Here is a 25,272-nt window from a genome sequence, read left to right as displayed (position 1 = left end):
CAACCATTCCCAGCGGCCAGCGCCTTGCCTGGCCCGCTTTAAGGCGACAACGCGGCGGGGAAACTAATTGAGAACGCCCCCTAGACTCAGGCTTTTTCCGCGCGCCGGTATTGAGATTAATCAATCGCTTGCACTGCGCATGGCCTGGCCCGGGCTTCGCCCGCGCTTTAATTCATCAGTCACTGACCCTAGGTTCTCCATGGCTCAATACGTCTTCACCATGCATCGGCTGGGCAAAGTTGTTCCGCCGAAGCGGGAAATCCTGAAAAACATTTCGCTGTCGTTCTTCCCCGGCGCCAAAATCGGCGTACTCGGCCTCAACGGTTCGGGTAAGTCCACGCTGCTGAAAATCATGGCGGGCGTCGACACCGAGTTCGACGGCGAAGCCCGTCCGATGCCGGACCTGAACATCGGTTACCTGCCGCAAGAACCGATCCTGGACCCGACCAAGACCGTGCGTGAAGTGGTCGAGGAAGCGGTCAGCGTGATCAAGGACGCCCAGGCGCGTCTGGACGAGGTCTACGCGGCCTACGCCGATCCGGATGCCGACTTCGACAAGCTGGCTGCAGAGCAAGCCAAACTTGAAGCCATCCTGCAGGCCAGCGATGGCCATAACCTGGATCGCCAACTGGAAGTCGCCGCCGATGCGCTGCGTCTGCCGGCCTGGGACGCCAGGGTCGAACACCTCTCCGGTGGTGAAAAGCGTCGTGTGGCCCTGTGCCGCCTGCTGCTGTCCGCCCCGGACATGCTGCTGCTCGACGAACCAACCAACCACCTGGACGCTGATTCCGTCGCCTGGCTGGAGCATTTCCTGCACGATTTCCCGGGTACCGTGGTTGCGATCACGCACGACCGTTACTTCCTGGACAACGTTGCCGGCTGGATCCTCGAGCTCGACCGCGGCGCCGGTATCCCTTACGAGGGCAACTATTCGGGTTGGCTCGAAGCCAAGTCCGATCGTCTGGCGGCCGAATCCAAGCAGCAATCGGCCCACGAAAAGGCCATGAAGGAAGAACTGGAGTGGGTGCGCAAAGGCGCCAAGGCCCGCCAGTCCAAATCCAAGGCTCGTCTGCAACGCTTCGAAGAAATGCAATCGCAGGAATTCCAGAAGCGCAGCGAAACCAACGAGATCTACATCCCGGCCGGTCCACGCCTGGGCGACAAGGTCATCGAGTTCAAGAACGTCACCAAGGGCTACGGCGATCGCGTGTTGATCGACAACCTGTCGTTCTCCATGCCTAAAGGTGCCATCGTTGGCGTGATCGGCGGTAACGGTGCCGGTAAATCGACCCTGTTCCGCATGCTGATGGGCAAGGAAACGCCGGATTCGGGCAGCATCGAAGTCGGCGAAACCGTGCAACTGGCGTGCGTCGACCAGAGCCGTGAAGACCTGGACGGCAGCAAGACTGTGTTCCAGCAGATCTCCGACGGTTCCGACCAGATTCGCATCGGCAGCTACGAGATTCCGTCGCGCACCTACGTCGGTCGTTTCAACTTCAAGGGCGGCGATCAGCAGAAGTTCGTCAAGGATCTGTCCGGTGGTGAGCGTGGCCGCTTGCACCTGGCCCTGACCCTGAAAGAGGGCGGCAACGTCCTGCTGCTCGACGAACCATCCAACGACCTCGACGTTGAAACCCTGCGTTCCCTGGAAGAAGCCTTGCTGGACTTCCCGGGCGCCGCCATTGTGATCTCTCACGATCGGTGGTTCCTTGACCGCGTCGCGACGCACATCCTGGCGTACGAAGACGACTCGCAAGCGGTGTTCTTCGAAGGCAACTACACCGAGTACGAAGCCGATCGCAAGAAACGCCTCGGCGAAGCAGCCTCCCAGCCGCACCGCGTACGGCACAAGAAACTGGCCTGATTTCAGGTTGGTCGCATAAAAAAACGGAGCCTTCGGGGCTCCGTTTTTTTATGGGCGTTGTAGGAGCGAGGCTTGCCCGCGAAGGTGTCTTTGACTCACCCGATCTCTATGGCCAGCACTTCAATCACCAAATCCCCCGCCGGGCGTTTCCACAACACTTCATCGCCTACGTGCGCACCCAGCAACGCCCGTCCCAGCGGCGAACTCCAATTGATCAACCCATGGGCGGCATCCGCCTGGTCTTCTCCGACCAATTGCACGCGCTGTTCATGATCGTGCTCGTCGGCAAAGGTCACCCAGTTGCCGATCTGCACTTTGTCGGTCGAGGAGGCCTGTGCGACCAACTGCGCACTTTGCAGGCGCTGCTTGAAGTAGCGCCAGTCGCGATCGAGGTCGGCCTGGCGCTGCTTGTCGGCCAGGTCACCTTTGGCGCTTTCCTCGTCGAGCAGGTTTTGCAGCTCGGCGACTTTCGCCTGCAGCTGTGCGAGCCCGGCGGGCGTGACGTAATTGGGCTGCGCGCTGACCTGTCGTTCGACCGGCAGGTCGGCTTGCGCGGCGGCGTTATCTTCGTTGACGAAGGCGCGACTCATGCTTTTCTCCCGTTATAGGGTTTGGGCCATGGTTGCAGGCTTTAAGTTTCGACGAATGTCTGTAAACGACTTATTGCGAGCGATAGGCTCGCGCGGCGTCCCGGTCTTTCTGCTGTTGCCAGGCCCGTTCGCGCTCGTCCCAATGGCGTTCCCTGTACTCGTTTCGATCCTCGTTTTCGCGCATGGCCTGGCACTGACGGAAGCCATCGGTCCAGCCTTCGGCGTATTGCTTGTCCTTGAGGTAGCGTGGGACGTTTTTGCGAAATTCACCGGTAATCGCCCCGGCGGCCTGTCGACCACTGCTGCAACCGTCGTCGAAGCCATCGGCGAACGCCGGCGGATAACCCTTGGCGATCAGGTCCTCGTGGGTCGACTGACACCCTGTGATCAAGACCAATAACCCCAACACTCCCACGCAACGCCACATCTTGGACTCCAGGGCCGTTCAATGGCCTATAGGGGAAGTCTAGAAGCGGATTTGTCGGCTGGGAGTGAAAGAAAGATCTTTTACGGTTAAGCAACGATCAATAGTGATACCACTTCACTTCAAGCATCACTTCGTTTTCAGGTGATGCCAGGTGGCTGAATTCGCGTTGGGCACTCAGGCGCAAACCGAGGTTGCGCGACAACTCCCACTGCTGGTTCAGGCTCATGCTCCGGCGCACTTCGCCATTGGTGAAGTAATCGCCCTTGGCTTCCAGGCTGAAATTGCCCAACGGGTTTTTCCACAGCAGGCCACTGTTGAAGCCTGCCGCCGGGGCAATGAAGCCCGCGAAGTCGTTGTTGTGCTCCACTCGCACGGTGCCCAAGGCGAACCCGAGCATGTCGTCGCCCAGTTGCCAGGTCCCGCCGCCACCACCGTTGACATGACTGACCAGGGTTTCGTCATCGTGCTTGCCCGGTACACGCTCCAGGCCGCCGGTGACTTGCCACGACAGCGGCTGCAACAGTGCATTGCGCGGGGTCAGGGAACGGATGGTCGCCAGGTCCAGTTGCTGCAACTGCCAGTGATTGCCTTCGTATTGTCGCAGCTTCATCTGCAGGATTTCGATTTGCGCGCCAAGGGGGAAGCTTTCGGCGTTGTCGTTGAGGTCGTGGTAGGCCATGCGCAGGCCATATTCGCCGAAGGCTTTGTCACCCTGGGTGCCGATGCCGGCCTGCCAGGTGCGGGACTCGTGGCCATCCTCGGGCAAGCCAGGTCGCGCAATGTCCAGTTCAGGAGGCGGGTTTTGATTGATCGCGCGCAGCAATTCGAAACTGCGCTGAGCCCGTTGCGGGTCACGTTCCTGACCGTTGGCGCGATAACGCTCCAGACGATAAGCCGCATCGATGATCAACGCCTGACGCTCGCGCGGTTGCGCCTTGAACGCCGGTTCCTGCAATTGTTTCTGATCGGCGCTGACTTTCAGCACCCACTGCTGCTCTTCATCGGTCAACGGTTCTGCACGGCTCAGCAGCTCCCGCTCGCGGGACGGGCGATATTCGATCGATTCCACCAGCCCGGCCTGTTTCACCGCTTTGACGGTGTCGGTAGGGATGGCGGTCAACGGGAATTGCTCGGTCAACTTCAGGCTCGGCCGCGCCACTTGCAGCAGTTCAAGCAAGCGATAGGAGCAGTTTTCATCGAAGAAAAAGTAATCGAACTGGATCTGCTTGAGTTCCCAGACATGCTCGACCATGCGCTCGGTTTCCTGCTGGGTCAGGTTCAGGCGGTATTCCCACAGGTCGCGGTTTTCGAGGCTACGGTATTCCGAGAGTTTTTCCTGGTACGGCACCAGGGCAAACAGCCCCGGATAGCCGCCCATCAGGCCTTTCCACGCGTACAAAATGCTGTTGTCCGACCCTTCGATGTAGGCGCCGAAGTTGATCGCGTAACTGAGCAGCGAGGTCTTGTCGCGCTGCACATCGGCCTGATCGATGCGCAGCAGGGTATGGCCGAACATCGACGACGGGCTGTTCAGGTAGGCCGCCGGGAAAATCATCACCGCGCTGTGGGGCGAAACGTCCTTGAACCATTGCTTGAATTCAGCACAGTCCGGCGTCGGCAAACCGGTCAGCTCAAGTTGCGCCTTCAACCAGCGGGTGCGGGCCGGATAGACGCATTGCGCATGCTGCTCGCCGGCACTGGCCGGGGCATACAGCGCCTGCACGGTCGCCGCCAGTTCACGGTCGGGGTGTTCGTTGCCATCGGGGGCAAGAAAGAATTTTTTGTCGCTGACATAGCTGCGCCAGCCACCGAGCTTGGCGGTTTCGTAATGACCCAGGGAAATCCAGAAGGGGTCGTTGGCCAGTTGCTGCAAACGTTGATTGTCGATGTGGGGCGCGGCGGACAGCGGGGCGCAGACACAGAGCGCCAGCCAGGCAAGGCGTTTGAGCATAGTGAGCAACTTAAGTCGAAAGAAACAAAGACCCAAAGAGGCAGGCCAAAAAGGGCCAGGGTCAAAAAATAAAACCCGCTCCCCAAAGAGAGCGGGACGGGTCGAGCTTAAGCTTGAGTGGCGTACTTGGCCAGACGAGGATCGTTCTTCAATACGGCCAGGGTATTGGTATGCACATCTTCAGCGGTCACGTCAGCTTTGTTGAAGATTTGCTGGAAGTGTTGATGAGTCACGGCGGCGAAATGCGCACGGTCTTCCGGCGCCACGCCCAGTACTACGGCGTAAGTGGTCAGCGCTTCACCCTGACCTTTAGCCATGTCTTCGGACAGCTCGTTCATCATGCCATTCATGGCGAACCAGGATTTGCCGCCATAGGTCAGCGCCGCATTGGTCGCGCAACCGTTGGTACCGGAGGTCATGCCGAAAGTTGCGTTGCCGGAGGTGCCGTTGGTGGTGGATGCCAGGAAGTGTGCGGGGGTGCCACGCTGACCTTCGAACAGCATGTTGCCCCAACCGCAGTCCGGACCGCCTGGCGCCTGAGCCATGGCGTTGATGGATACAGCGGTGAAGAGAGTACCAAGAAGAATCCGTTTCATAGCTATGTTCTCTTTGTGTGCATACCAATGGACAGGGTGCTGGCCCCTAATGGTGCCAGTGGGCCGGTTATTCGTTTATTTCGTTCCAGCCGCGCAGTTTGGAGTTTAGGCAGGTTCCAGGGGTTCGGTGATTTTTTGCGAGACATTCCCTGAAAACATTGATTTTGACCCGCGCGGCCCGGACCTGGCGGTTTGTCTATGCTTTGGCTTGAGGCGCGTCTTGCCAGTGAGGTGCAGGCAGCGCCAGAATGCCGCTATCTGCCCCGCCTGATGTAAGGAAGCCCGATGCCTGATCCTGTTGCTGCCAGCTTGCGTCTAGCGCCTGAAGCGCTGACCCGTCCGTTTTCCGCTGAACAGTTCAGCTTCTCTACCACCAATGATCTGGAGCCCTTCCGCGGTGTGCTTGGCCAGGAACGTGCGGTCGAAGCCTTGCAGTTCGGTGTGGCCATGCCACGCCCCGGTTACAACGTATTCGTCATGGGCGAGCCCGGCACCGGCCGTTTTTCGTTCGTCAAACGCTACCTCAAGGCCGAAGGCAAACGCCTGCAGACCCCGGCGGACTGGGTCTACGTCAATAATTTCGATGAACCGCGCGAGCCTCGTGCGTTGGAATTGCCGTCGGGCACCGCTGGCGCCTTTATCGGTGACATCAACGGCTTGATCGACAACCTGCTGGCGACCTTTCCGGCGGTATTCGAGCACCCGTCCTACCAGCAGAAGAAAAGCGCCATCGATCGCGCCTTCAACCAGCGTTATGACCGTGCACTGGATGTGATCGAGCGTCTGGCGCTGGAGAAAGACGTCGCGCTCTACCGCGACAGCAGCAACATTGCCTTCACCCCGATGAGCGAAGGCAAGGCCCTGGATGAGGCGGAATTCGCCCAGTTGCCGGAAGCCGAGCGCGAGCGCTTTCACGACGACATTTCCGGGCTCGAAGAGCGGTTGAACGAAGAACTCGCCAGCCTGCCGCAATGGAAGCGCGAGTCGAGTAATCAACTTCGCCAGCTCAACGAAGAAACCATCACCCTGGCCTTGCAGCCATTGCTGGCGCCGCTGTCGGAAAAGTATGCGGAAAACGCAGGCGTTTGCGGTTACTTGCAAGCGATGCAGGTGTACCTGCTCAAAACCGTAGTCGAGCAACTGGTGGACGACAGCAAGACCGACGCCGTCGCCCGCAAATTGCTTGAAGAGCAATACGCCCCGAGCCTGGTGGTCGGTCATCCGTTCAGCGGTGGTGCGCCGGTGGTATTCGAGCCGCACCCGACCTACGACAACCTGTTCGGCCGTATCGAATACAGCACCGATCAGGGCGCGCTCTACACCACCTATCGACAGCTGCGACCGGGTGCTCTGCACCGGGCCAACGGCGGATTCCTGATCCTCGAAGCGGAAAAAATGCTCAGCGAGCCATTTGTGTGGGATGCGCTCAAGCGTGCCTTGCAATCGCGCAAACTGAAAATGGAGTCGCCACTGGGTGAACTGGGCCGTCTGGCCACCGTGACACTGACACCGCAGCACATTCCGTTGCAGGTCAAAGTCGTGATCATCGGCGCCCGGCAGCTCTACTACACGCTGCAAGACCTCGATCCGGACTTCCAGGAGATGTTCCGTGTCCTGGTGGATTTCGATGAAGACATCCCGATGGTCGACGAGAGCCTGGAGCAGTTCGCCCAGTTGCTCAAAACCCGTACGTCCGAGGAAGGCATGGCACCGCTGACCGCCGATGCGGTGGCGCGTCTTGCGACTTACAGCGCGCGTCTGGCCGAGCACCAAGGGCGTTTGTCGGCGCGGATCGGCGATCTGTTCCAGCTGGTCAGCGAGGCGGATTTCATTCGCGACCTGGCGGGTGACGAGATGACCGACGCCGGGCACATCGAGCGTGCACTCAAGGCCAAGGCCACCCGTACCGGGCGCGTTTCGGCGCGGATTCTCGATGACATGCTGGCCGGGATCATTCTGATCGACACCGATGGTGCGGCGGTTGGCAAGTGCAACGGGCTGACGGTGCTGGAAGTCGGCGATTCGGCCTTCGGGATCCCGGCGCGGATTTCCGCCACGGTGTATCCGGGCGGCAGCGGTATTGTTGACATCGAGCGCGAGGTCAACCTCGGCCAGCCGATTCACTCCAAAGGCGTGATGATCCTCACCGGGTATCTGGGCAGCCGTTACGCCCAGGAATTCCCGTTGGCCATTTCCGCGAGCATCGCCCTGGAGCAGTCCTACGGTTACGTCGACGGCGACAGCGCATCGTTGGGCGAGGCCTGCACGCTGATCTCGGCCTTGTCGAAAACTCCACTCAAGCAGTGTTTTGCGATTACCGGTTCGATCAACCAGTTCGGTGAAGTGCAGGCGGTAGGCGGGGTCAACGAGAAGATCGAAGGCTTCTTCCGGCTTTGTGAAGCTCGCGGCCTGACGGGCGAGCAGGGGGCGATCATTCCTCAGGCCAACGTCGCCACGCTGATGCTCGACGAGAAAGTGCTGGCAGCGGTGCGCGCGGGGCAGTTCCATGTCTACGCGGTGCGCCAGGCCGACGAGGCGCTGAGCCTGCTGGTCGGCGAGCCGGCCGGTACGCCGGATGAGAATGGCGAGTTTCCTGAGGGCAGCGTCAACGCGCGGGTGGTGGAACGCTTGCGGGTAATTGCGGAAATGATCAGCGACGAAGACCTCAAGGAGGCCGAAAAGGAGTTGGCGCAGGAAGCATTGCTGGAAGTCAAACCGGCCTGAGTTGTTCGCAAAAGAGGCAAGCTCCTTGTGGCGAGGGGGCTTGCCCCTCGCCACAAGTCTGGCGTCAATATTTGCACGGCGACCACTCGGCGCCTTATGTTTCCCGGTTCGCGTGCGAGCCGGACTTTTCTTCTATTCTCTGCTCAAGGATATCGACAGTTATCACTGGATCGAGACAGCCTTCCCGTGGAGGCTGAATACCGGATCTACCGAGGGTCGCCGCCATGTCGCGCAACCTCTGCCTCACCCGTCAATGCCTGGGCCTTGTGACCCGTATCGAATGTGCTATCCGCCCGCTGGCGGGAGATACGGGCATGTGGACCTTGCTCTTTGCCGCCGGAATGGCCGGCGAACAACCTTCAGCCATCAAGGCTCAAGGCCCGTTCCGTGGGCCGGTCGTGGCTGAATCGATCCTCGACACCATCGTCGAAAGTCTGACCTTGCATGGCTACGAGCTGGCCGATGACCCGCAAATCTGGTGCCTGCACCTGCAAGCCCAGTTGCGAGAGATCAACGGTGGCCGTTACCACAACCTTGCCGGTCCCGGGTTTCGGCCCGAGGGCTGATCCAGGCTATTGATCCAGGTTGCCTGGCTCGGTCTTGTCGAGTTTGACCTCGAAGCCGTATTGCACGGTGGTGAGGTTGGTTCGCTGATAAGTTTCCAGACGTGTGGGCTGGCCGTAGAAGTAATGCACTTCGAATAACCCCGGGCCTTGCGCGCTCGCGTCGTGACTGACCGAAAGAATCTCCTTCAGATAGTTGCCGCTGTCGTCCTTGGCGAAAAAGCGCCAGTCCTGGGCGGGTAACAACTTCAGATCAACCACCAACTCATTCCCTTTGAGCGCCAGGCCCTTGGGCAGTTGGTGGGCGTCGTAGGTCTGCTTGTCGACGGTCGCCAGGAACAGCGGCATGGAGCCCACCGCGTAGGCCGGTGTTTCTGCAAACAGATTCAGATCGTAGGTGATGCTGCTGCGTAGCGGGTCGACCTGATACGCCTCCGGTGGCAGCTCGATTGGCCCGTCGCGCCGACCATTGCTGTCTTGGGTGAAGAACGTCACGGGACTTTCGCCAGGATTGAACGAGGTGCCGAGCAGTTCGTCATTGAAGCTTCTGGGGTGATCGAAATCGATGCGCGCGGCGCTAGGGTCATCGACCGACTGGCTGATGCGGATGTTTTTTTTCAGTTGCTCCTCACTCAGCGTCGCACCCTTGAGCCAGGTCGCAGCCTGGTCGTCGTATACCACCACGGGCAAGGCCAGTGGCTGGATGGTTTTTTCCGTAGTGTGCTGGTCGAAGCGGCGTACCGGCAGGTTCAGGTTCTTGCGGGTCACCGTGACCGCCGAGAAGTCCAGCAGGCTGACTTCGAGTGTGTCGATCGACCCGTTGAAGTACACCTTGGCGTAATGTCGGGTTTGTTGTTTTTCAAACGCGCGCTGATCGTCCTCGAGCTGTTTTTCGAACGCTTCGCTCCAGGCTTTCTGCTGTTGCATTTGCGCCAGTTGTTTTTGATAGAACGCAATTTGCGCGGCGGTTTCATTGATCGCGCCCGAGCGCGAGAGGAATTGCCCGGTGGTGTCCCTGGCCTGAACGATCAGCGGGTTGGGCGGTGTATCGCGAACCTCGGGAGCCGGTGGTGCGCTGTTACTGAATTCGATTTCGGCATAGTTTTTTTCAAGCTTCAGCAGCGTGACACTGAGGTTGTCGTTGGTGCTCGTCTGGCCGACGTCCTTTTTTGTCAGGTCGAAGCTGTAGAGTCGGCGTGGGGCGATGACCTCCACCTTGCCTTGCAGGCTCACCGGTTGTGGCAGGTTTTTCTTGTCCACACCCAGGCCTTCGATGAAGGGGTAGGTCACCGTCAAATCATCGGGGTTGGTCAGGTTGGAGCTCGACGGGCTCAGCTGGATTCCGGGGTCGGTTTCCGACCATTCCGGCTGAAACGCGATGACGCGCTTGTTGCTGAGGGTTACCGATTGCCATTCCAGGTCATGAGGGAAAAGGAATGCGCCGGGTGTGTTGAAGTGAAGGGGGAATACCGGTTGCAGATCGGTCAGGTAATCCGAGCTGGACTCCTTGTGCAGCACGAACAGCCCGTTGATGTAAGTGTCGACCAGGGCCTGGGGCGTTGGGTAGTGCTTGAACACGGCGAGGGCATCTTCGCCGTATTCGGTGACCACCGGTTTACTGTCGAGCTTGAGTTGCGCGCGCTCGAGCAGCAGCAGTGAACCGCCGAGTTCGGTCACGACGTCCTTGAGTTCCGGATCCTTGATCGCCTCCAGAGACTTTTCGAATTGCGCGGTCTTTTCTTCGAGGCTGACCTGGCGTTTCTCATCGCTGGGTGAACAACCACCGAGCAGCAATGCGAGGCAAAGTCCGGCACTCGTTAAAGGCAATCGCACATCCATTCCAGTCTTCCTGTCCGATGTCGCTGACCTGTCATTGATCTTGGACACTAGCAGAAAAACTTTGTCACACACACGCAGGTTACGGATTTTCCGGCGGTTTCTGGGGGCAACAGGCGGCTGTTATACTCGCCGCCATTTCCAGCCCCTTGTGTGAGATTCAATGGAACGCTTTATCGAAAATACAATGTACGCCTCCCGCTGGTTACTGGCGCCGATCTATTTCGGTTTGTCGCTGGGCTTGCTGGCGTTGGCACTGAAATTCTTCCAGGAAGTCATCCACGTCATCCCTAACGTGTTCTCGATGGCCGAGTCGGATCTGATTCTGGTGCTGCTGTCGCTGATCGACATGGCGCTGGTGGGCGGTTTGCTGGTGATGGTGATGATTTCCGGTTACGAGAACTTCGTTTCCGAACTGGACATCGACGACAGCAAGGAAAAACTCAACTGGTTGGGCACCATGGATTCGTCTTCGTTGAAGATGAAGGTCGCAGCGTCCATCGTGGCGATTTCGTCGATCCACTTGCTGCGGATCTTCATGGACGCCAAGAACGTCGATCCGGAGCATTTGCAGTGGTACGTGATCATCCACATGACCTTCGTGGTGTCGGCATTTGCCATGGGTTATCTGGATAAGCTGACCAAGCACTGATCCGCCCTTACTTGTTTCACCGCACCGCCCGTCTGTTGCGAAACAGACGGGCGGTGTCGTTTGTGGCTTGTACTTTGGTGCGTCGAGGCATATCCATGTAAGGATCCTGGCTCGCCACTGCATGAGGTGCGTTCATGAACCTGCAAGAGTTGAATGCGTATGCCATCGCCGGAAAGATCGATGAGCTGAACCTGATCTCGATGGAAGGCGTGTTCTACGTGCTGGAGGCTCGGATGCATGGTGCGGCGCATCCAGTGCTCGATGCTCATGGCGTGACATTGCAGCTGCGCTCGGTCGAGCATGCGCGTGAAGTGCTTCACGCCTGTCCCAAGCCATTCAACGTTGTACATACCGCGGCTCATGATGAAATGTGCGGTGCCAGCGCCGAGGAAAGTCCGAAATTACCAAGCACCTTCCGTTCTGTGTAACAGGGCTGACGCCGCTCATCAACGTGGCGGCATCTGTGCTAGTCTGCTCGCCCTTTTGATTCCGGGCGCTCCGGGATGCGCTGTGCACGCACGGCAAGTTCCAGGGCTGTCCGCACAGCGGAGCAGTGTCATGTCCGAAGTAAATCTGTCCACCGACGAAACCCGCGTCAGCTACGGCATTGGCCGTCAGTTGGGCGACCAGCTGCGTGACAACCCGCCACCGGGCGTGAGCCTGGACGCGATCCTGGCGGGTTTGACCGACGCGTTCGCCGGTAAGCCAAGCCGTGTGGGTCAGGAAGAAATGTCCGCCAGCTTCAAGGTGATCCGCGAGATCATGCAAGCCGAAGCGGCTGCCAAGGCTGAAGCTGCTGCTGGCGAAGGCCTGGCTTTCCTGGCTGAAAACGCCAAGCGCGAAGGTATCACCACCCTGGCTTCCGGCCTGCAATTCGAAGTGCTGACTCAAGGTGAAGGCGCCAAGCCAACCCGTGAAGATCAAGTGCGCACTCACTACCATGGCACGCTGATCGACGGCACTGTGTTCGACAGCTCCTACGAGCGCGGCCAACCTGCAGAATTCCCGGTGGGCGGCGTTATCGCTGGCTGGACCGAAGCCCTGCAACTGATGAATGCCGGCAGCAAATGGCGTCTGTACGTGCCGAGCGAACTGGCTTACGGCGCTCAAGGCGTTGGCAGCATTCCGCCGCACAGCGTACTGGTATTCGACGTCGAACTGCTCGACGTTCTGTAATCCCGTAATCCTGTAGGAGCGAGCGGTGCGGCGATCCGACTTGCCCGCGAACGCATCAACTCGGTTTCAAGCTCAAACCGGGTCGCCTGCGTCGCGAGCAAGCTTCGCTCCTACAGAGATTTGCAGTGTTACTCATATCTCGATCTTGTTGTGCAGCTCATTCGTCGGGCGCAACGCCCGGGCATAGCAGAACAGAAACAGATTGCGCACCAGTTCCTTGAGCACCACCGGCTCACTGGAACTCAGGCCGTTGACGTCCAGATCACCCTGATCCTGCAGTTCGTTCAAGGCTTCTTCTTCAAGCACCGCACAGACTTCTCCGGTTTCCCGATGCAGGATTCTGAGGTAGGGGTGTGGGCGGTCCAGCCAGGCATCGATCAAATAAGTCATGAGTCTCATCTCCATTGATAGGTTTCAATGAGAATAATTCTTATTCGTCAAATAGCAAGGGTCTATTAGCGGTTTGCTTTTTTTTGTGGGTAAAGATTGCGTAAGGTCAAACGGCTGGCGTTTGGCTATTGCGAGGACGTGCTGGGTGGCGCGGGGGAGGGCGAAGCACCATCCCACGCCAGGCGCGGGATGGAGTACAAAAGGCTCAGACTTTTCTGACGAACTCGGATTTGAGTTTCATCGGGCCGATGCCGTCGATCTTGCAGTCGATGTCGTGGTCGCCATCGCACAGGCGGATGTTCTTGACCTTGGTGCCGACCTTGACCACCAGGGAAGTGCCTTTGACCTTGAGGTCCTTGATCACGGTGATGGTATCGCCGTCCTGCAGGACGTTGCCGACCGAGTCCTTTTTCACGGTATCGTCGGACGCTACTTCGGCTTCGCCGTTGGCGGACCACTCATGGGCGCACTCCGGACAGATCAGCTGTGCGCCGTCTTCGTAGGTGTATTCGGAATTGCATTTCGGGCAGGGTGGCAACGTGCTCACTAAAGCTCCTTGGATTCAGGATGGCTAAAAAGCGTACATTATATAGGGATTTATCGCAGGAGGGAGCGAATAGCAAAAGATCGCAGCCTCGCTCCGCTTGGCAGCTCCTGCAGGAATGTTGACTAACGCGGTCACCACAGGAGCTGTCGAGTGAAACGAGGCTGCGATCTTTTGTTGTGAAATCAGTGCGTGCGAGCGACCGCAAACTCACTCAATTCCACTAGCGCATCGCGGTATTCGCTGGCGGGCAGGGCGTCGAGGCACCTGATCGCACGGGCTACGTAGTCGCGGGCCAGTTGCGCGGTGTAATCCAGCGAGCCGGAAGCTTCGACCGCTTCGCGAATGCTTTCCAGGTCTTCGATGCCACCTTTCTGGATCGCCTGACGAACCAGTGCGGCCTGCTCCGGAGTGCCTTCGCGCATGGTGTAGATCAGCGGCAGCGTCGGCTTGCCCTCGGCCAGGTCGTCACCGACGTTCTTGCCCAGGGTCTCGGCGTCGCCACGGTAGTCCAGCAGGTCGTCGACCAGTTGGAAGGCCACGCCCAGGTGATCACCGAAGGTGCGTAGCGCTTCGCTTTGTTCCAGCGAGGCGCCGGCCAGGGCTGCGGCGCTGTGGGTTGAAGCCTCGAAGAGCATCGCGGTTTTGCCGCGGATGACTTCCATGTAGGTTTCTTCGGTGGTGCTGGCGTCGCGGACCTTCGACAACTGCAACACTTCGCCTTCAGCGATGATGCGCGTGGCTTGCGAAAGGATCTTCATCACCGGCATGGAGCCCAGTTCGACCATCATTTCGAAAGAACGCGAATACAGGAAGTCGCCCACCAGCACGCTCGGCGCGTTGCCCCACATGGCGTTGGCGGTCGAACGGCCACGGCGCATGCCGGACATGTCGACGACGTCGTCATGCAGCAGGGTGGCGGTGTGCAGGAACTCGATGGTCGCGGCCAGCAGGCGCAGGTCATCGCCTTCGCGGCCCAGTGCCTTGCCGCACAGCAGCACGAGCAAAGGACGCAGGCGTTTACCGCCAGCCGAGGTAATGTAGTCGCCGATTTTCGATACCAGCGGCACTCGGGAAGTCAGCCGCTTCTTGATGATGCCGTCGACGGCGCTAAAATCGTCCGCCACCGCGCGGTAGAAAGCTTGGGGTTGCATCAGCGACAGTTGCTCCAGAAGGGTTGCGCGGCATGCTAGGACCCACGTCCGGGCCTGTCAAGGCGCGATGGACGGCCACTTGCAACGCCAGAGCAGCTTGCGTACAATCGCGCACCCTGAACTTCCTGGGCAGCACCTGCCTTACGCAATTGCAAGCGGGCCTTCCAGCCCCATGCAGCCATGCCAGCCAATACCTCTTCTTATAAAGAGCTGGGTGAGCAGGATTATCGGAGAAATACCATGTCTTATGCAGTAATCGTTACTGGTGGCAAGCAGTACAAAGTTGCTCCAGGTGAATACCTGAAGATCGAAAAACTGGAAATCGCTACCGGCGAATCCGTAACTTTTGATCGCGTTCTGTTGGTTGCCAATGGCGACGACGTGAATATCGGCGCTCCAGTTGTTGCTGGCGCTACCGTTGTGGCTGAAGTGATCTCCCAAGGTCGTCACGATAAAGTCCGCATCATCAAGTTCCGTCGCCGTAAGCACCACATGAAGCGTATGGGCCACCGCCAGTGGTACACCGAGATCAAAATCACCGGTATTCAGGCTTAATCAGCCTAATTCCTCACTAGGAGAATTGAACTCATGGCACACAAAAAAGCTGGTGGTAGTACCCGTAACGGTCGCGACTCAGAAGCCAAACGCCTTGGCGTGAAGATGTATGGCGGCCAGGTCATCAAGGCCGGTAACATCATCGTGCGTCAGCGCGGCACCCAATTCCACGCTGGCTACGGCGTTGGCATGGGTAAAGATCACACCCTCTTCGCGAAAATCGAAGGCGTGATCAAGTTTGAAGTAAAAGGCGCCTTCGGTCGTCGTTACGTGAGCGTCGTCGCAGCTTAATTGCGCGATCGCTGGAAAAGCCCTGTCTTGCGACGGGGCTTTTTCGTTTGTGGGGTGAGTCTCTTGCAAAGCTGTTTGTGATGGGCTCCAGCGCTGTATTGGCGGTCGTTGATTGAGGTCGCTGCGCTCATTTTTGCAAGAGTCTTATGTCTTGGTTGTTTTTCGGCTCGTCCGTATGGCGAGAGGCGTTTTGTTATGAAGTTTGTTGATGAAGTATCGATTCGAGTAAAGGCCGGCGACGGTGGCAACGGTTGCATGAGTTTCCGTCGGGAAAAATTCATTGAAAACGGCGGCCCGAACGGCGGTGACGGTGGTGATGGCGGTTCCATCTACATGATGGCCGACGAAAACCTGAACACTCTGGTCGACTACCGTTACACCCGGCACTTCGATGCTGAGCGCGGCTCCAACGGTGGCAGTACCGACTGCACCGGCAAAAAAGGTGAAGATCTGGTCCTGCGGGTGCCGGTCGGTACCACGGTGATCGACTCTGCTACCCAGGAAGTCATCGGCGACCTGACCAAGGCTGGTCAGCGTCTGCTCGTGGTTCAGGGTGGCTGGCACGGTCTGGGTAACACTCGTTTCAAATCCAGTACCAACCGCGCGCCGCGCCAGACCACGCCGGGTAAACCGGGTGAGCAGCGCGACCTGAAACTGGAAATGAAGGTGTTGGCGGACGTCGGTCTGCTCGGTTTGCCGAACGCCGGTAAAAGTACCTTCATTCGCTCAGTGTCGGCTGCCAAGCCGAAAGTCGCCGACTACCCGTTCACCACGTTGGTGCCGAACCTGGGTGTGGTCAGTGTCGATCGCTGGAAGAGCTTCGTGGTCGCGGATATTCCGGGCCTGATCGAAGGTGCTTCCGACGGCGCGGGTCTGGGGATTCGCTTCCTCAAGCACTTGTCGCGTACGCGTCTGCTGTTGCACCTCGTCGACATGGCGCCGCTGGATGACACCAGTGCGCCGGATGCCGCTGAAGTGATCGTCAGCGAGCTGACCAAGTTCAGCCCGTCCCTGGCTGAGCGTGATCGCTGGCTGGTGCTGAACAAGTGCGACCAGATCCTTGAAGAAGAGCACGATGCTCGCGTCAAGGAAATCGTTGATCGTCTGGAGTGGGCCGGTCCGGTCTACGTGATCTCGGCGATCGCCAAGCAAGGTACCGAGCGTCTGTGCCACGACATTATGCGTTACCTGGAAGATCGCGCCGATCGCCTGGCTAACGACCCGGCCTACAAGGAAGAGTTGGCTGAACTCGATCAGCGTATCGAAGATGAAGCTCGCGCCCAGTTGCAGGCGCTGGACGATCAGCGTGCTCTGCGCCGCAGCGGCGTGAAGTCGGTCCATGACATCGGTGACGACGATTGGGACGAAGAAGATGTGGATGACGAAGACGGTCCGGAAATCATTTACGTGCGTGACTGATTCGTTGCGATAAACTTAAGCGCCGCTCACTGGAGCGGCGTTTTAGTATCTGGAAATCGACTGTTGGTCACGAAGAACCACGAATAACGTCACGGGCAGTGCCAGGTCGCGCTGCCCTCAAGCTAAGGTTGAAGATGATGCGGAGCAAGGTGACAGGTGCGCAGCGTTGGGTCGTGAAGATCGGCAGCGCTTTGCTGACGGCGGACGGCAAGGGCCTGGATCGCGCGGCAATGGGTGTCTGGGTCGAGCAGATGGTTGCCCTGCATGAGGCGGGCGTTGAGCTGGTGCTGGTGTCTTCCGGGGCGGTGGCAGCGGGCATGAGCCGTCTGGGCTGGACCTCGCGACCCAGTGCGATGCACGAGTTGCAAGCGGCTGCCGCCATCGGTCAGATGGGGCTGGTGCAGGCCTGGGAGTCGAGCTTCGCCGAGCATGGTCGGCATACCGCACAGATTCTCCTGACTCACGACGACTTGTCCGACCGCAAGCGCTATCTGAACGCTCGCAGTACCCTGCGTGCGCTGGTCGAGTTGAAAGTGATCCCGGTGATCAACGAAAACGACACCGTGGTCACGGACGAAATCCGTTTCGGCGACAACGACACGTTGGCGGCGCTGGTGGCGAATCTGGTCGAGGCCGATTTGCTGGTGATCCTCACCGATCGCGACGGCATGTTCGATGCTGATCCGCGCAACAATCCCGACGCCAAGCTGATTTACGAGGCGCGGGCCGATGATCCGGCGCTCGATGCGGTAGCCGGTGGCACTGGTGGTGCGCTGGGGCGTGGCGGCATGCAGACCAAATTGCGTGCTGCGCGTCTGGCGGCGCGCTCCGGTGCGCACACCATCATCGTTGGTGGGCGTATTGAGCGAGTGCTGGATCGCCTTAAGGCTGGCGAGCGCATCGGCACTTTGCTATCGCCTGAGCGCGGCATGCTGGCGGCACGCAAGCAGTGGCTGGCCGGGCATCTGCAAACTCGCGGCACTCTGGTGCTGGACGCGGGGGCAGTGACCGCGCTGTCCCAAGGCAATAAGAGTTTGCTGCCGGTAGGTGTAAAGCTGGTCCAGGGCAGCTTCCGTCGTGGCGAAATGGTGGTCTGTGTGGCGCCGGACGGTCGTGAAATCGCCCGTGGCCTGGCTAACTACAGCGCTCTGGAAGCGCAAAAAATCATCGGTCAGTCGTCTGAGGCGATTATCGGTCTGTTGGGTTACATGGCGGAGCCGGAGCTGGTTCACCGCGATAACCTGATTCTGGTCTGAAGGAATACCTGAATGCGTGTGGCAAAAGGATTACTGGGCTTGTTGTTGGCGATGCCGCTGCTGGCCTCGGCCGAGGAAATTGGCCAGGTGTCGACGGTGTTCAAGTTCGTCGGCCCGAACGACCGTATTGTTGTCGAGGCGTTTGATGATCCGAAAGTGGAGGGCGTGACCTGTTACCTGTCGCGCGCCAAGACGGGTGGCGTGAAAGGTGGTCTGGGATTGGCCGAAGATCGCGCTGAGGCGTCTATTGCATGTCGCCAGGTCGGGCCGATCAACTTCAAGGGTGAGCTCAAGGATGGCGAGGAGGTATTCAAGGAGCGCACCTCGCTGGTATTCAAGACCATGCAGGTGGTGCGATTCCTCGACAAGAAGCGCAATACCCTGGTGTATCTGGTCTACAGCGATCGTTTGATCGAAGGCAGTCCGCAGAATGCGGTGACGGCGATTCCGATTCTGCCGTGGACGCACGCCCAGTAATTCTGGTGCAGGTCCAATGTGGGAGCGAGCCTGCTCGCGATAACGCACTGATATCCAGCTGATAGGTTGGCTGGATGTCCGCTATCGTGAGCAGGCTCGCTCCCACATTTTTTTGCGTATCACCTGCTAAATCGCAGGCAATAAAAAAACCGACCCTGAGGTCGGTTTTTTAACGAGCGCGTCGCTTAGGCAGCAGCGGCAACGTTCAGGGCCTTGACGTGGCCATTCAGACGGCTCTTATGGCGAGCAGCTTTGTTCTTGTGGATGATGCCTTTATCGGCCATACGGTCGATAACTGGCACGGCCAGAACGTAAGCAGCTTGAGCTTTAGCAGCGTCTTTTGCGTCGATGGCTTTAACTACATTCTTGATGTAGGTACGAACCATGGAACGCAGGCTGGCGTTGTGGCTGCGACGCTTCTCAGCCTGTTTTGCACGTTTTTTGGCGGAAGGTGTGTTGGCCACCGTCGAGCTCCTCGAAAGACTTTTTAGGAAATAGCAAACAAAATAGGCCGCGAATCATGCCGATGAGTTGATGGCTTGTCAAGGGCGGGAGAGACGTTCCGCTAAGTGGCCGGTTCCGACCCCATGAAAACTACTGCGCTCGGCAATACAGCGTTGAAAGCAGACTCGAAATGCTCATTGACTAAAGTCAACTCCGCTATCTCGCCTGCTTTCGCCTTGTCTTGCCTTCGCTCGCTACGTTTTCAAGGGGACGGTGCGCTGGATATTTCTTTCCGGCGCGCGACCTGTAAACTCGCGAGCTTTGGCTCTGTGCTGTTGCGGCGCGGAGTATCGCATAAGTGGGCGCGTTGTTCGCCTGCTGTTTATCGACAGGCACAAACTCTTTCAATGAATCTGCTCAAATCGTTGGCCGCTGTCAGCTCTATCACGATGCTTTCCCGGGTATTGGGGTTTGTTCGTGACACTCTAATCGCCCGTGCATTTGGTGCGGGAATGGCGACCGACGCCTTCTTCATCGCCTTCAAACTGCCCAATCTGCTGCGGCGGATCTTCGCCGAAGGGGCGTTTTCCCAGGCCTTCGTGCCGATTCTTGCTGAATATAAAAGCCAGAAGGGCGAGGAGGCGACGCGAACCTTCATTGCCTACGTCTCAGGCCTGCTGACACTGGTACTGGCGCTGGTCACAGCGTTGGGCATGCTCGCCGCCCCTTGGGTCATCTGGGCCACGGCACCGGGTTTCGTCGATTCTCCGGAAAAATTCCAGCTGACCACCGATCTGCTGCGGGTCACTTTCCCTTATATATTGCTGATCTCCCTGTCATCGCTGGCTGGGGCGATCCTCAACACCTGGAACCGCTTCTCGGTGCCGGCGTTTGTGCCGACCCTGCTCAATGTCAGCATGATCATCTTTGCTGTGTTCCTGACGCCGTACTTCAATCCGCCGGTGATGGCGCTGGGCTGGGCTGTTCTGGTGGGGGGGCTGGCGCAGTTGCTGTTTCAACTGCCGCACCTGAAAAAAATCGGCATGCTGGTATTGCCGCGCCTGAATCTGCGCGATAGCGGCGTCTGGCGGGTCATGAAGCAGATGCTGCCCGCGATCATCGGCGTTTCGGTGAGTCAGATTTCGCTGATCATCAACACCATTTTTGCCTCGTTCCTGGTGGCCGGCTCCGTGTCCTGGATGTATTACGCCGACCGCCTGATGGAATTGCCGTCCGGCGTGCTGGGTGTGGCGCTGGGCACGATTTTGTTGCCGACACTGGCCAAGACCTATGCCAGCCAGGATCGCCACGAATACTCGCGGATCCTCGATTGGGGGTTGCGCCTGTGCTTCATGCTGGTGTTGCCGTGCGCCCTGGCGCTGGGGATTCTGTCTGAACCGCTGACGGTTTCGCTGTTCCAGTACGGCCAGTTCAGTGCTTTCGATGCGGCCATGACCCAGCGCGCGTTGATCGCTTATTCCGTCGGCTTGCTGGGAATTATCGTGATCAAAGTGCTGGCACCGGGCTTTTATGCGCAACAAAACATTCGCACCCCGGTAAAAATCGCGATTTTCACCTTGATCGTCACCCAGCTGTTCAACCTGGTGCTGATCGGTCCGCTGGCTCACGCCGGCCTGGCCCTGGCCATCAGCGCGGGTGCCTGCATCAACGCCGGTTTGCTGTTTTATCAACTACGCAAGCAGCAGATGTATCAGCCGCAACCGGGCTGGGCGAAGTTCGGGCTCAAATTGCTGGTGGCGGTAGCGGTGATGTCTGCGGTATTGCTGGGCGCGATGCACTTTATGCCGGCCTGGGGGCAGGGGCCTATGCTTGAGCGGCTGCTGCGTCTGGGCGCATTGGTGATCGCCGGCGTCGTGGCATATTTCGGCATGTTGCTGTTGATGGGCTTCCGTTTGCGCGACTTCAATCGCAAGGCCTTGAGCTGAAGACGTTATCTCGATAATCATGGGCGAACCGGCAGTTTTGTCGGCTCGATTACTTTGGGTTACGGTGTTGCCTGTCGTCGGCCGCCGGGTGTGGTTATAATCGACCACTTTATGAGCAAGAAGCGCGTTATGCAGCTGGTTCGAGGCCTCCACAATCTGCGCCCCCAGCATCGGGGCTGTGTCGCCACTATTGGCAACTTTGACGGTGTTCACCGTGGCCACCAGGCTATCCTGGTCCGGCTGCGAGAGCGTGCGCTCGAGTTGGGCGTGCCCAGCTGCGTGGTGATTTTCGAGCCGCAGCCGCGGGAGTTCTTCGCCCCGGACACCGCCCCGGCCCGCTTGGCCCGCCTGCGGGACAAACTGCAGCTGCTGGCCGAAGAAGGTGTCGACCGAGTGTTGTGCCTGGCTTTCAATCAGCGCCTGAGCAAACTCAGCGCCAGAGAATTCGTCGATACTATTCTGGTGGACGGGCTCGGCGTGCAGCATCTGGAAGTCGGTGACGATTTCCGTTTCGGCTGTGACCGGCTGGGGGATTTCGATTTCCTGCAGCAGGCCGGCGTCCTCCGGGGGTTTACCGTAGAAGCGGCGCAGACCGTCGAGCTGGACGGCATTCGTGTCAGCAGCACTCAGGTGCGTAATGCCCTGGCCGCTGCCGATTTCGCCTTGGCCGAGCGGTTGCTCGGTCGTCCGTACCGGATTGCCGGGCGAGTCCTGCACGGCCAGAAGCTGGCGCGCCAGCTGGGTACGCCCACGGTCAACGTGCAGCTCAAGCGTCGTCGTGTGCCGCTGAGCGGGGTTTACCTGGTCAACGTCGACATCGACGGCAAGACCTGGCCAGGCGTCGCCAATATCGGCGTGCGGCCAACGGTCGAAGGGGATGGCAAAGCCCACCTCGAAGTACACCTTTTAGATTTTGCCGGCGATCTGTATGACCGGCGTTTGACGGTGGTTTTCCACCACAAGCTGCGTGAAGAGCAGCGTTTCGCCTCTCTGGAGGCGCTTAAGACGGCGATCAATGCGGATGTTGCCGCCGCCCGTGCCCTGTCGCACCTAGCGCCAATCGCTAATGAAGAGCCTTAAATGACCGACTATAAAGCCACGCTAAACCTTCCGGACACCGCCTTCCCAATGAAGGCCGGCCTGCCTCAGCGCGAACCGCAGATTCTGCAGCGCTGGGACAGCATTGGCCTGTACGGAAAGTTGCGCGAGATTGGCAAGGATCGTCCGAAGTTCGTACTGCACGACGGTCCTCCGTACGCCAACGGCACGATTCACATCGGTCATGCGCTGAACAAAATTCTCAAGGACATGATCATCCGCTCGAAAACCCTGTCGGGTTTCGACGCACCTTATGTTCCGGGCTGGGACTGCCACGGTCTGCCGATCGAGCACAAAGTCGAAGTGACCCACGGCAAGAACCTGGGCGCCGACAAAACCCGCGAGCTGTGCCGTGCCTACGCCACCGAGCAGATCGAAGGGCAGAAGTCCGAATTCATCCGTCTGGGCGTGTTGGGCGACTTCGCCAACCCGTACAAGACCATGGACTTCAAAAACGAGGCCGGTGAAATCCGTGCCCTGGCGGAAATCGTCAAGGGTGGCTTCGTGTTCAAGGGCCTGAAGCCTGTGAACTGGTGCTTTGACTGCGGTTCGGCCCTGGCTGAAGCGGAAGTCGAGTACGAGAACAAAAAGTCCGCGACCATCGACGTGGCGTTCCCGATCGCCGACGAAGCCAAACTGGCGGCCGCATTCGGTCTGCCGTCGCTGGCCAAGCCTGCTTCGATCGTGATCTGGACCACCACCCCGTGGACCATCCCGGCCAACCAGGCGCTGAACGTTCACCCGGAGTTCAACTACGCCCTGGTCGACATCGGCGACAAGTTGCTGGTGCTGGCTGAAGAACTGGTCGAATCCTGCCTTGCCCGCTACGGCGTGGAAGGTTCGGTGATCGCCACCGCCACCGGTAAAGCGCTGGAACTGATCAACTTCCGTCACCCGTTCTACGATCGCCTGTCGCCGGTTTACCTGGCCGACTACGTCGAGCTGGGCGCGGGCACCGGTGTGGTGCACTCCTCGCCAGCCTACGGCGTAGACGACTTCGTGACCTGCAAAGCCTACGGCATGGTCAACGACGACATCCTGAACCCGGTACAAAGCAATGGCGTGTATGTGCCATCGCTGGAGTTCTTCGGTGGCCAGTTCATCTGGAAGGCCAACCCGGCCATCGTCGACAAACTGACCGAAGTCGGCGCGCTGCTGCACACCACCACCATCGAACACAGCTACATGCACTGCTGGCGTCACAAGACCCCGCTGATCTACCGCGCCACCGCGCAGTGGTTCATCGGCATGGACAAAGAGCCGACGGCGGGCGACACCCTGCGCAAACGCGCAATCAAAGCCATCGAAGACACCAAATTCGTCCCGGCCTGGGGCCAGGCGCGTCTGCACTCGATGATCGCCAACCGTCCGGACTGGTGCATCTCCCGTCAGCGTAACTGGGGTGTGCCGATCCCGTTCTTCCTGAACAAGGAAAGCGGCGAACTGCACCCACGCACTGTCGAACTGATGGAAGTGGTCGCCCAGCGCGTCGAAGTCGAAGGCATCGAAGCCTGGTTCAAGATGGACGCCGCCGAGTTGCTCGGTGAAGAAGCGCCGCTGTACGACAAGATCAGCGACACCCTGGACGTCTGGTTCGACTCGGGCACTACGCACTGGCACGTCCTGCGCGGTTCGCACCCGATGGGTCACGAGACCGGCCCACGCGCCGACCTGTACCTGGAAGGCTCGGACCAGCACCGCGGCTGGTTCCACTCGTCGTTGCTGACCGGCTGCGCCATCGATGATCACGCACCGTACCGCGAGCTGTTGACCCACGGTTTCACCGTCGACGAATCCGGTCGCAAAATGTCCAAGTCCTTGGGCAACGTGATCGCGCCGCAGAAGGTCAACGACACCCTGGGCGCCGACATCATGCGTCTTTGGGTCGCTTCCACCGATTACTCGGGTGAAATGGCGGTTTCCGAGCAGATCCTGCAACGCAGTGCGGACGCTTACCGGCGTATCCGTAACACCGCGCGCTTCCTGCTTTCCAACCTGACCGGTTTCAACCCGGCCACCGACATCCTTCCGGCCGAAGAAATGCTCGCGCTGGACCGTTGGGCTGTGGACCGCACCCTGTTGCTGCAACGCGAGCTGCAGGAGCACTACGGCGAATACCGCTTCTGGAACGTCTACTCCAAGATCCACAACTTCTGCGTGCAGGAGTTGGGCGGTTTCTACCTGGACATCATCAAGGACCGTCAGTACACCACTGGCGCCGACAGCAAGGCCCGTCGTTCGTGCCAGACCGCGCTGTTTCACATTTCTGAGGCACTGGTACGCTGGATCGCGCCGATCCTGGCGTTCACCGCCGACGAGTTGTGGCAGTACCTGCCGGGCGAGCGTAACGAGTCCGTGATGCTCAACACCTGGTACGAAGGCCTGAGCGAACTGCCGGAAGGCTTCGAGCTGGACCGCGACTACTGGGAGCGGATCATGGCGGTGAAGGTGGCGGTCAACAAGGAAATGGAAATCCAGCGCGCGGCGAAGGCTGTCGGTGGCAACCTGCAAGCCGAAGTAACGCTGTTCGCCGAAGACGCGCTGAGCGCCGACCTGGCCAAGCTGAGCAACGAACTGCGCTTTGTATTGATCACCTCGACCGCCACTGTTGCACCGTTCGTGCAGGCGCCGGCCGATGCGGTGGTCACAGAAGTCAGTGGCCTGAAGCTGAAGATCGTCAAGTCGGCCTTCGCCAAGTGCGCCCGTTGCTGGCACTGCCGTGAAGACGTCGGCGTGAATCCGGAGCATCCGGAAATCTGCGGTCGTTGCGTCGATAACATCAGCGGCGCGGGCGAGGTTCGTCACTATGCCTAATGCGGCTGGCCGTTTCGGACGGCTGAGCTGGCTCTGGTTGAGTTTGCTGGTTCTGGTCATCGACCAGGCCAGCAAGTTCTACTTCGAAGGCAAGCTCGAAATGTACCAGCAAATCGTGGTGATCCCCGATTTGTTCAGCTGGACCCTGGCCTACAACACCGGCGCGGCGTTCAGCTTCCTGGCTGACAGCTCCGGCTGGCAGCGTTGGCTGTTCGCCCTGATCGCGGTGGTGGTCAGCGCGGTGCTGGTGATCTGGCTCAAGCGCCTGGGGCGCAACGAAACCTGGCTGGCGATTGCGCTGGCCCTGGTGCTGGGTGGCGCGCTGGGCAATCTGTACGACCGCATTGCCTTGGGCCATGTGATCGATTTCATTCTGGTGCATTGGCAGAACCGCTGGTATTTCCCGGCGTTCAACTTTGCTGACAGTGCCATTTCTGTCGGTGCCGTGATGCTTGCGCTGGATATGTTCAAAAGTAAGAAGACCGGAGAAACCGTTCATGACTGA

At 59.1% G+C, this 25,272-nt stretch carries 24 protein-coding genes; 15 read left to right on the top strand and 9 right to left on the bottom strand.

Features of this window, described 5'->3' with window-relative positions; translation table 11 throughout:
- Positions 1-199 precede the first annotated feature (199 nt).
- On the top strand, positions 200-1,864 hold the full coding sequence (ettA, locus tag PMI21_RS14085; protein WP_007938460.1) for an energy-dependent translational throttle protein EttA: 1,665 nt from the start codon (positions 200-202) through the stop codon (positions 1,862-1,864).
- A 95-nt stretch (positions 1,865-1,959) separates the two neighbouring features.
- Here ettA and PMI21_RS14090 read toward each other — a convergent pair whose 3' ends face one another.
- From PMI21_RS14090 to PMI21_RS14105, 4 genes are all read right to left on the bottom strand, one after another.
- Positions 1,960-2,454 (bottom strand): GreA/GreB family elongation factor, encoded by a 495-nt coding sequence (locus tag PMI21_RS14090; protein WP_007938455.1) that lies wholly within the window; start codon positions 2,452-2,454, stop codon positions 1,960-1,962.
- A 70-nt stretch (positions 2,455-2,524) separates the two neighbouring features.
- Positions 2,525-2,881 (bottom strand): hypothetical protein, encoded by a 357-nt coding sequence (locus tag PMI21_RS14095; RefSeq protein WP_007938453.1) that lies wholly within the window; start codon positions 2,879-2,881, stop codon positions 2,525-2,527.
- A 97-nt stretch (positions 2,882-2,978) separates the two neighbouring features.
- Positions 2,979-4,832 carry an Lnb N-terminal periplasmic domain-containing protein gene (locus PMI21_RS14100; protein ID WP_007938451.1) on the bottom strand — a complete coding sequence of 618 codons (1,854 nt, stop codon included), beginning with the start codon at positions 4,830-4,832 and terminating at the stop codon, positions 2,979-2,981.
- A gap of 107 nt (positions 4,833-4,939) precedes the next feature.
- On the bottom strand, positions 4,940-5,428 hold the full coding sequence (locus tag PMI21_RS14105) for a DUF3015 domain-containing protein (protein ID WP_007938449.1): 489 nt from the start codon (positions 5,426-5,428) through the stop codon (positions 4,940-4,942).
- Between the two features lie 285 nt (positions 5,429-5,713).
- On the opposite strand from PMI21_RS14105, the gene PMI21_RS14110 reads away from it, so the two are divergent.
- Both PMI21_RS14110 and PMI21_RS14115 read left to right on the top strand, forming a co-directional pair.
- Positions 5,714-8,152: a Lon protease family protein gene (locus PMI21_RS14110; protein WP_007938447.1), complete on the top strand. Its 2,439-nt coding sequence runs from the start codon at positions 5,714-5,716 to the stop codon at positions 8,150-8,152.
- A 224-nt stretch (positions 8,153-8,376) separates the two neighbouring features.
- The gene (locus tag PMI21_RS14115) at positions 8,377-8,718 is read left to right on the top strand and encodes a PA4575 family protein (RefSeq protein WP_007938439.1); all 342 of its coding nucleotides are present in this window, start codon (positions 8,377-8,379) and stop codon (positions 8,716-8,718) included.
- A 6-nt stretch (positions 8,719-8,724) separates the two neighbouring features.
- Here the strand turns inward: PMI21_RS14115 and PMI21_RS14120 are convergent, their stop codons facing one another.
- Entirely contained in the window at positions 8,725-10,554 is a 1,830-nt protein-coding gene (locus PMI21_RS14120; protein ID WP_007938437.1) for a hypothetical protein, read from the bottom strand.
- 160 nt (positions 10,555-10,714) lie between these two features.
- Between PMI21_RS14120 and PMI21_RS14125 the strand changes: the two genes are divergently transcribed.
- The 3 genes from PMI21_RS14125 (at position 10,715) to PMI21_RS14135 (ending at position 12,379) form a co-directional block, all read left to right on the top strand.
- Positions 10,715-11,203, top strand: coding sequence for a TIGR00645 family protein (locus tag PMI21_RS14125; RefSeq protein ID WP_007938436.1), 489 nt, complete (start codon positions 10,715-10,717; stop codon positions 11,201-11,203).
- Positions 11,204-11,337: 134 nt separating this feature from the next.
- The gene (locus PMI21_RS14130; RefSeq protein WP_007938435.1) at positions 11,338-11,631 is read left to right on the top strand and encodes a DUF6482 family protein; all 294 of its coding nucleotides are present in this window, start codon (positions 11,338-11,340) and stop codon (positions 11,629-11,631) included.
- Between the two features lie 130 nt (positions 11,632-11,761).
- Positions 11,762-12,379, top strand: coding sequence for an FKBP-type peptidyl-prolyl cis-trans isomerase (locus PMI21_RS14135; protein ID WP_007938433.1), 618 nt, complete (start codon positions 11,762-11,764; stop codon positions 12,377-12,379).
- Positions 12,380-12,511: 132 nt separating this feature from the next.
- Here PMI21_RS14135 and PMI21_RS14140 read toward each other — a convergent pair whose 3' ends face one another.
- The 3 genes from PMI21_RS14140 to PMI21_RS14150 all read right to left on the bottom strand — a co-directional run bounded on the left by PMI21_RS14140 (position 12,512) and on the right by PMI21_RS14150 (position 14,467).
- The gene (locus PMI21_RS14140) at positions 12,512-12,769 is read right to left on the bottom strand and encodes a PA4570 family protein (protein ID WP_007938432.1); all 258 of its coding nucleotides are present in this window, start codon (positions 12,767-12,769) and stop codon (positions 12,512-12,514) included.
- 205 nt (positions 12,770-12,974) lie between these two features.
- Positions 12,975-13,316: a zinc ribbon domain-containing protein YjdM gene (locus tag PMI21_RS14145; protein WP_007938431.1), complete on the bottom strand. Its 342-nt coding sequence runs from the start codon at positions 13,314-13,316 to the stop codon at positions 12,975-12,977.
- 182 nt (positions 13,317-13,498) lie between these two features.
- Positions 13,499-14,467: a polyprenyl synthetase family protein gene (locus PMI21_RS14150; protein ID WP_007938430.1), complete on the bottom strand. Its 969-nt coding sequence runs from the start codon at positions 14,465-14,467 to the stop codon at positions 13,499-13,501.
- Between the two features lie 240 nt (positions 14,468-14,707).
- On the opposite strand from PMI21_RS14150, the gene rplU reads away from it, so the two are divergent.
- The 5 genes from rplU to PMI21_RS14175 all read left to right on the top strand — a co-directional run bounded on the left by rplU (position 14,708) and on the right by PMI21_RS14175 (position 18,465).
- Positions 14,708-15,022, top strand: coding sequence for a 50S ribosomal protein L21 (gene rplU, locus PMI21_RS14155; RefSeq protein ID WP_003176051.1), 315 nt, complete (start codon positions 14,708-14,710; stop codon positions 15,020-15,022).
- A gap of 33 nt (positions 15,023-15,055) precedes the next feature.
- On the top strand, positions 15,056-15,313 hold the full coding sequence (gene rpmA / locus PMI21_RS14160) for a 50S ribosomal protein L27 (protein WP_003228360.1): 258 nt from the start codon (positions 15,056-15,058) through the stop codon (positions 15,311-15,313).
- A gap of 195 nt (positions 15,314-15,508) precedes the next feature.
- Positions 15,509-16,732, top strand: a complete 1,224-nt coding sequence (gene cgtA, locus PMI21_RS14165) for an Obg family GTPase CgtA (RefSeq protein WP_007938429.1) — start codon at positions 15,509-15,511, stop codon at positions 16,730-16,732.
- 137 nt (positions 16,733-16,869) lie between these two features.
- Positions 16,870-17,988, top strand: coding sequence for a glutamate 5-kinase (gene proB / locus PMI21_RS14170; RefSeq protein WP_007938428.1), 1,119 nt, complete (start codon positions 16,870-16,872; stop codon positions 17,986-17,988).
- A gap of 12 nt (positions 17,989-18,000) precedes the next feature.
- The gene (locus PMI21_RS14175; RefSeq protein WP_007938427.1) at positions 18,001-18,465 is read left to right on the top strand and encodes a CreA family protein; all 465 of its coding nucleotides are present in this window, start codon (positions 18,001-18,003) and stop codon (positions 18,463-18,465) included.
- A 185-nt stretch (positions 18,466-18,650) separates the two neighbouring features.
- Here the strand turns inward: PMI21_RS14175 and rpsT are convergent, their stop codons facing one another.
- Positions 18,651-18,929, bottom strand: coding sequence for a 30S ribosomal protein S20 (gene rpsT, locus PMI21_RS14180; RefSeq protein ID WP_007901883.1), 279 nt, complete (start codon positions 18,927-18,929; stop codon positions 18,651-18,653).
- A gap of 387 nt (positions 18,930-19,316) precedes the next feature.
- Between rpsT and murJ the strand changes: the two genes are divergently transcribed.
- The 4 genes from murJ to lspA all read left to right on the top strand — a co-directional run bounded on the left by murJ (position 19,317) and on the right by lspA (position 25,272).
- The gene (gene murJ, locus PMI21_RS14185) at positions 19,317-20,855 is read left to right on the top strand and encodes a murein biosynthesis integral membrane protein MurJ (protein WP_007938426.1); all 1,539 of its coding nucleotides are present in this window, start codon (positions 19,317-19,319) and stop codon (positions 20,853-20,855) included.
- Between the two features lie 129 nt (positions 20,856-20,984).
- Positions 20,985-21,935 (top strand): bifunctional riboflavin kinase/FAD synthetase, encoded by a 951-nt coding sequence (ribF, locus tag PMI21_RS14190; RefSeq protein ID WP_007938425.1) that lies wholly within the window; start codon positions 20,985-20,987, stop codon positions 21,933-21,935.
- Positions 21,936-24,767 carry an isoleucine--tRNA ligase gene (gene ileS / locus PMI21_RS14195; protein ID WP_007938424.1) on the top strand — a complete coding sequence of 944 codons (2,832 nt, stop codon included), beginning with the start codon at positions 21,936-21,938 and terminating at the stop codon, positions 24,765-24,767.
- A complete protein-coding gene (gene lspA / locus PMI21_RS14200; RefSeq protein WP_007938422.1) occupies positions 24,760-25,272 on the top strand; it encodes a signal peptidase II in 513 nt (170 codons plus the stop codon). Before ileS ends, lspA begins: the two co-directional genes overlap by 8 nt.

Source organism: Pseudomonas sp. GM18, from assembly GCF_000282195.1.
GTDB lineage: Bacteria > Pseudomonadota > Gammaproteobacteria > Pseudomonadales > Pseudomonadaceae > Aquipseudomonas.
This window is presented reverse-complemented; position numbering and strand designations above follow the sequence as displayed.

Coding starts and splice junctions, on each gene's coding strand:
- PMI21_RS14135 (WP_007938433.1), top strand. CDS start 11,762: ATGTCCGAAGTAAATCTGTCCACCGACGAAACCCGCGTCAGCTACGGC.
- rpmA (WP_003228360.1), top strand. CDS start 15,056: ATGGCACACAAAAAAGCTGGTGGTAGTACCCGTAACGGTCGCGACTCA.
- PMI21_RS14175 (WP_007938427.1), top strand. CDS start 18,001: ATGCGTGTGGCAAAAGGATTACTGGGCTTGTTGTTGGCGATGCCGCTG.
- PMI21_RS14120 (WP_007938437.1), bottom strand. CDS start 10,554: ATGGATGTGCGATTGCCTTTAACGAGTGCCGGACTTTGCCTCGCATTG.
- proB (WP_007938428.1), top strand. CDS start 16,870: ATGCGGAGCAAGGTGACAGGTGCGCAGCGTTGGGTCGTGAAGATCGGC.
- PMI21_RS14115 (WP_007938439.1), top strand. CDS start 8,377: ATGTCGCGCAACCTCTGCCTCACCCGTCAATGCCTGGGCCTTGTGACC.
- PMI21_RS14100 (WP_007938451.1), bottom strand. CDS start 4,832: ATGCTCAAACGCCTTGCCTGGCTGGCGCTCTGTGTCTGCGCCCCGCTG.
- ribF (WP_007938425.1), top strand. CDS start 20,985: ATGCAGCTGGTTCGAGGCCTCCACAATCTGCGCCCCCAGCATCGGGGC.
- PMI21_RS14140 (WP_007938432.1), bottom strand. CDS start 12,769: ATGACTTATTTGATCGATGCCTGGCTGGACCGCCCACACCCCTACCTC.
- PMI21_RS14125 (WP_007938436.1), top strand. CDS start 10,715: ATGGAACGCTTTATCGAAAATACAATGTACGCCTCCCGCTGGTTACTG.
- PMI21_RS14150 (WP_007938430.1), bottom strand. CDS start 14,467: ATGCAACCCCAAGCTTTCTACCGCGCGGTGGCGGACGATTTTAGCGCC.
- lspA (WP_007938422.1), top strand. CDS start 24,760: ATGCCTAATGCGGCTGGCCGTTTCGGACGGCTGAGCTGGCTCTGGTTG.
- PMI21_RS14110 (WP_007938447.1), top strand. CDS start 5,714: ATGCCTGATCCTGTTGCTGCCAGCTTGCGTCTAGCGCCTGAAGCGCTG.
- PMI21_RS14105 (WP_007938449.1), bottom strand. CDS start 5,428: ATGAAACGGATTCTTCTTGGTACTCTCTTCACCGCTGTATCCATCAAC.
- ettA (WP_007938460.1), top strand. CDS start 200: ATGGCTCAATACGTCTTCACCATGCATCGGCTGGGCAAAGTTGTTCCG.
- murJ (WP_007938426.1), top strand. CDS start 19,317: ATGAATCTGCTCAAATCGTTGGCCGCTGTCAGCTCTATCACGATGCTT.
- PMI21_RS14130 (WP_007938435.1), top strand. CDS start 11,338: ATGAACCTGCAAGAGTTGAATGCGTATGCCATCGCCGGAAAGATCGAT.
- rplU (WP_003176051.1), top strand. CDS start 14,708: ATGTCTTATGCAGTAATCGTTACTGGTGGCAAGCAGTACAAAGTTGCT.
- cgtA (WP_007938429.1), top strand. CDS start 15,509: ATGAAGTTTGTTGATGAAGTATCGATTCGAGTAAAGGCCGGCGACGGT.
- PMI21_RS14090 (WP_007938455.1), bottom strand. CDS start 2,454: ATGAGTCGCGCCTTCGTCAACGAAGATAACGCCGCCGCGCAAGCCGAC.
- PMI21_RS14095 (WP_007938453.1), bottom strand. CDS start 2,881: ATGTGGCGTTGCGTGGGAGTGTTGGGGTTATTGGTCTTGATCACAGGG.
- ileS (WP_007938424.1), top strand. CDS start 21,936: ATGACCGACTATAAAGCCACGCTAAACCTTCCGGACACCGCCTTCCCA.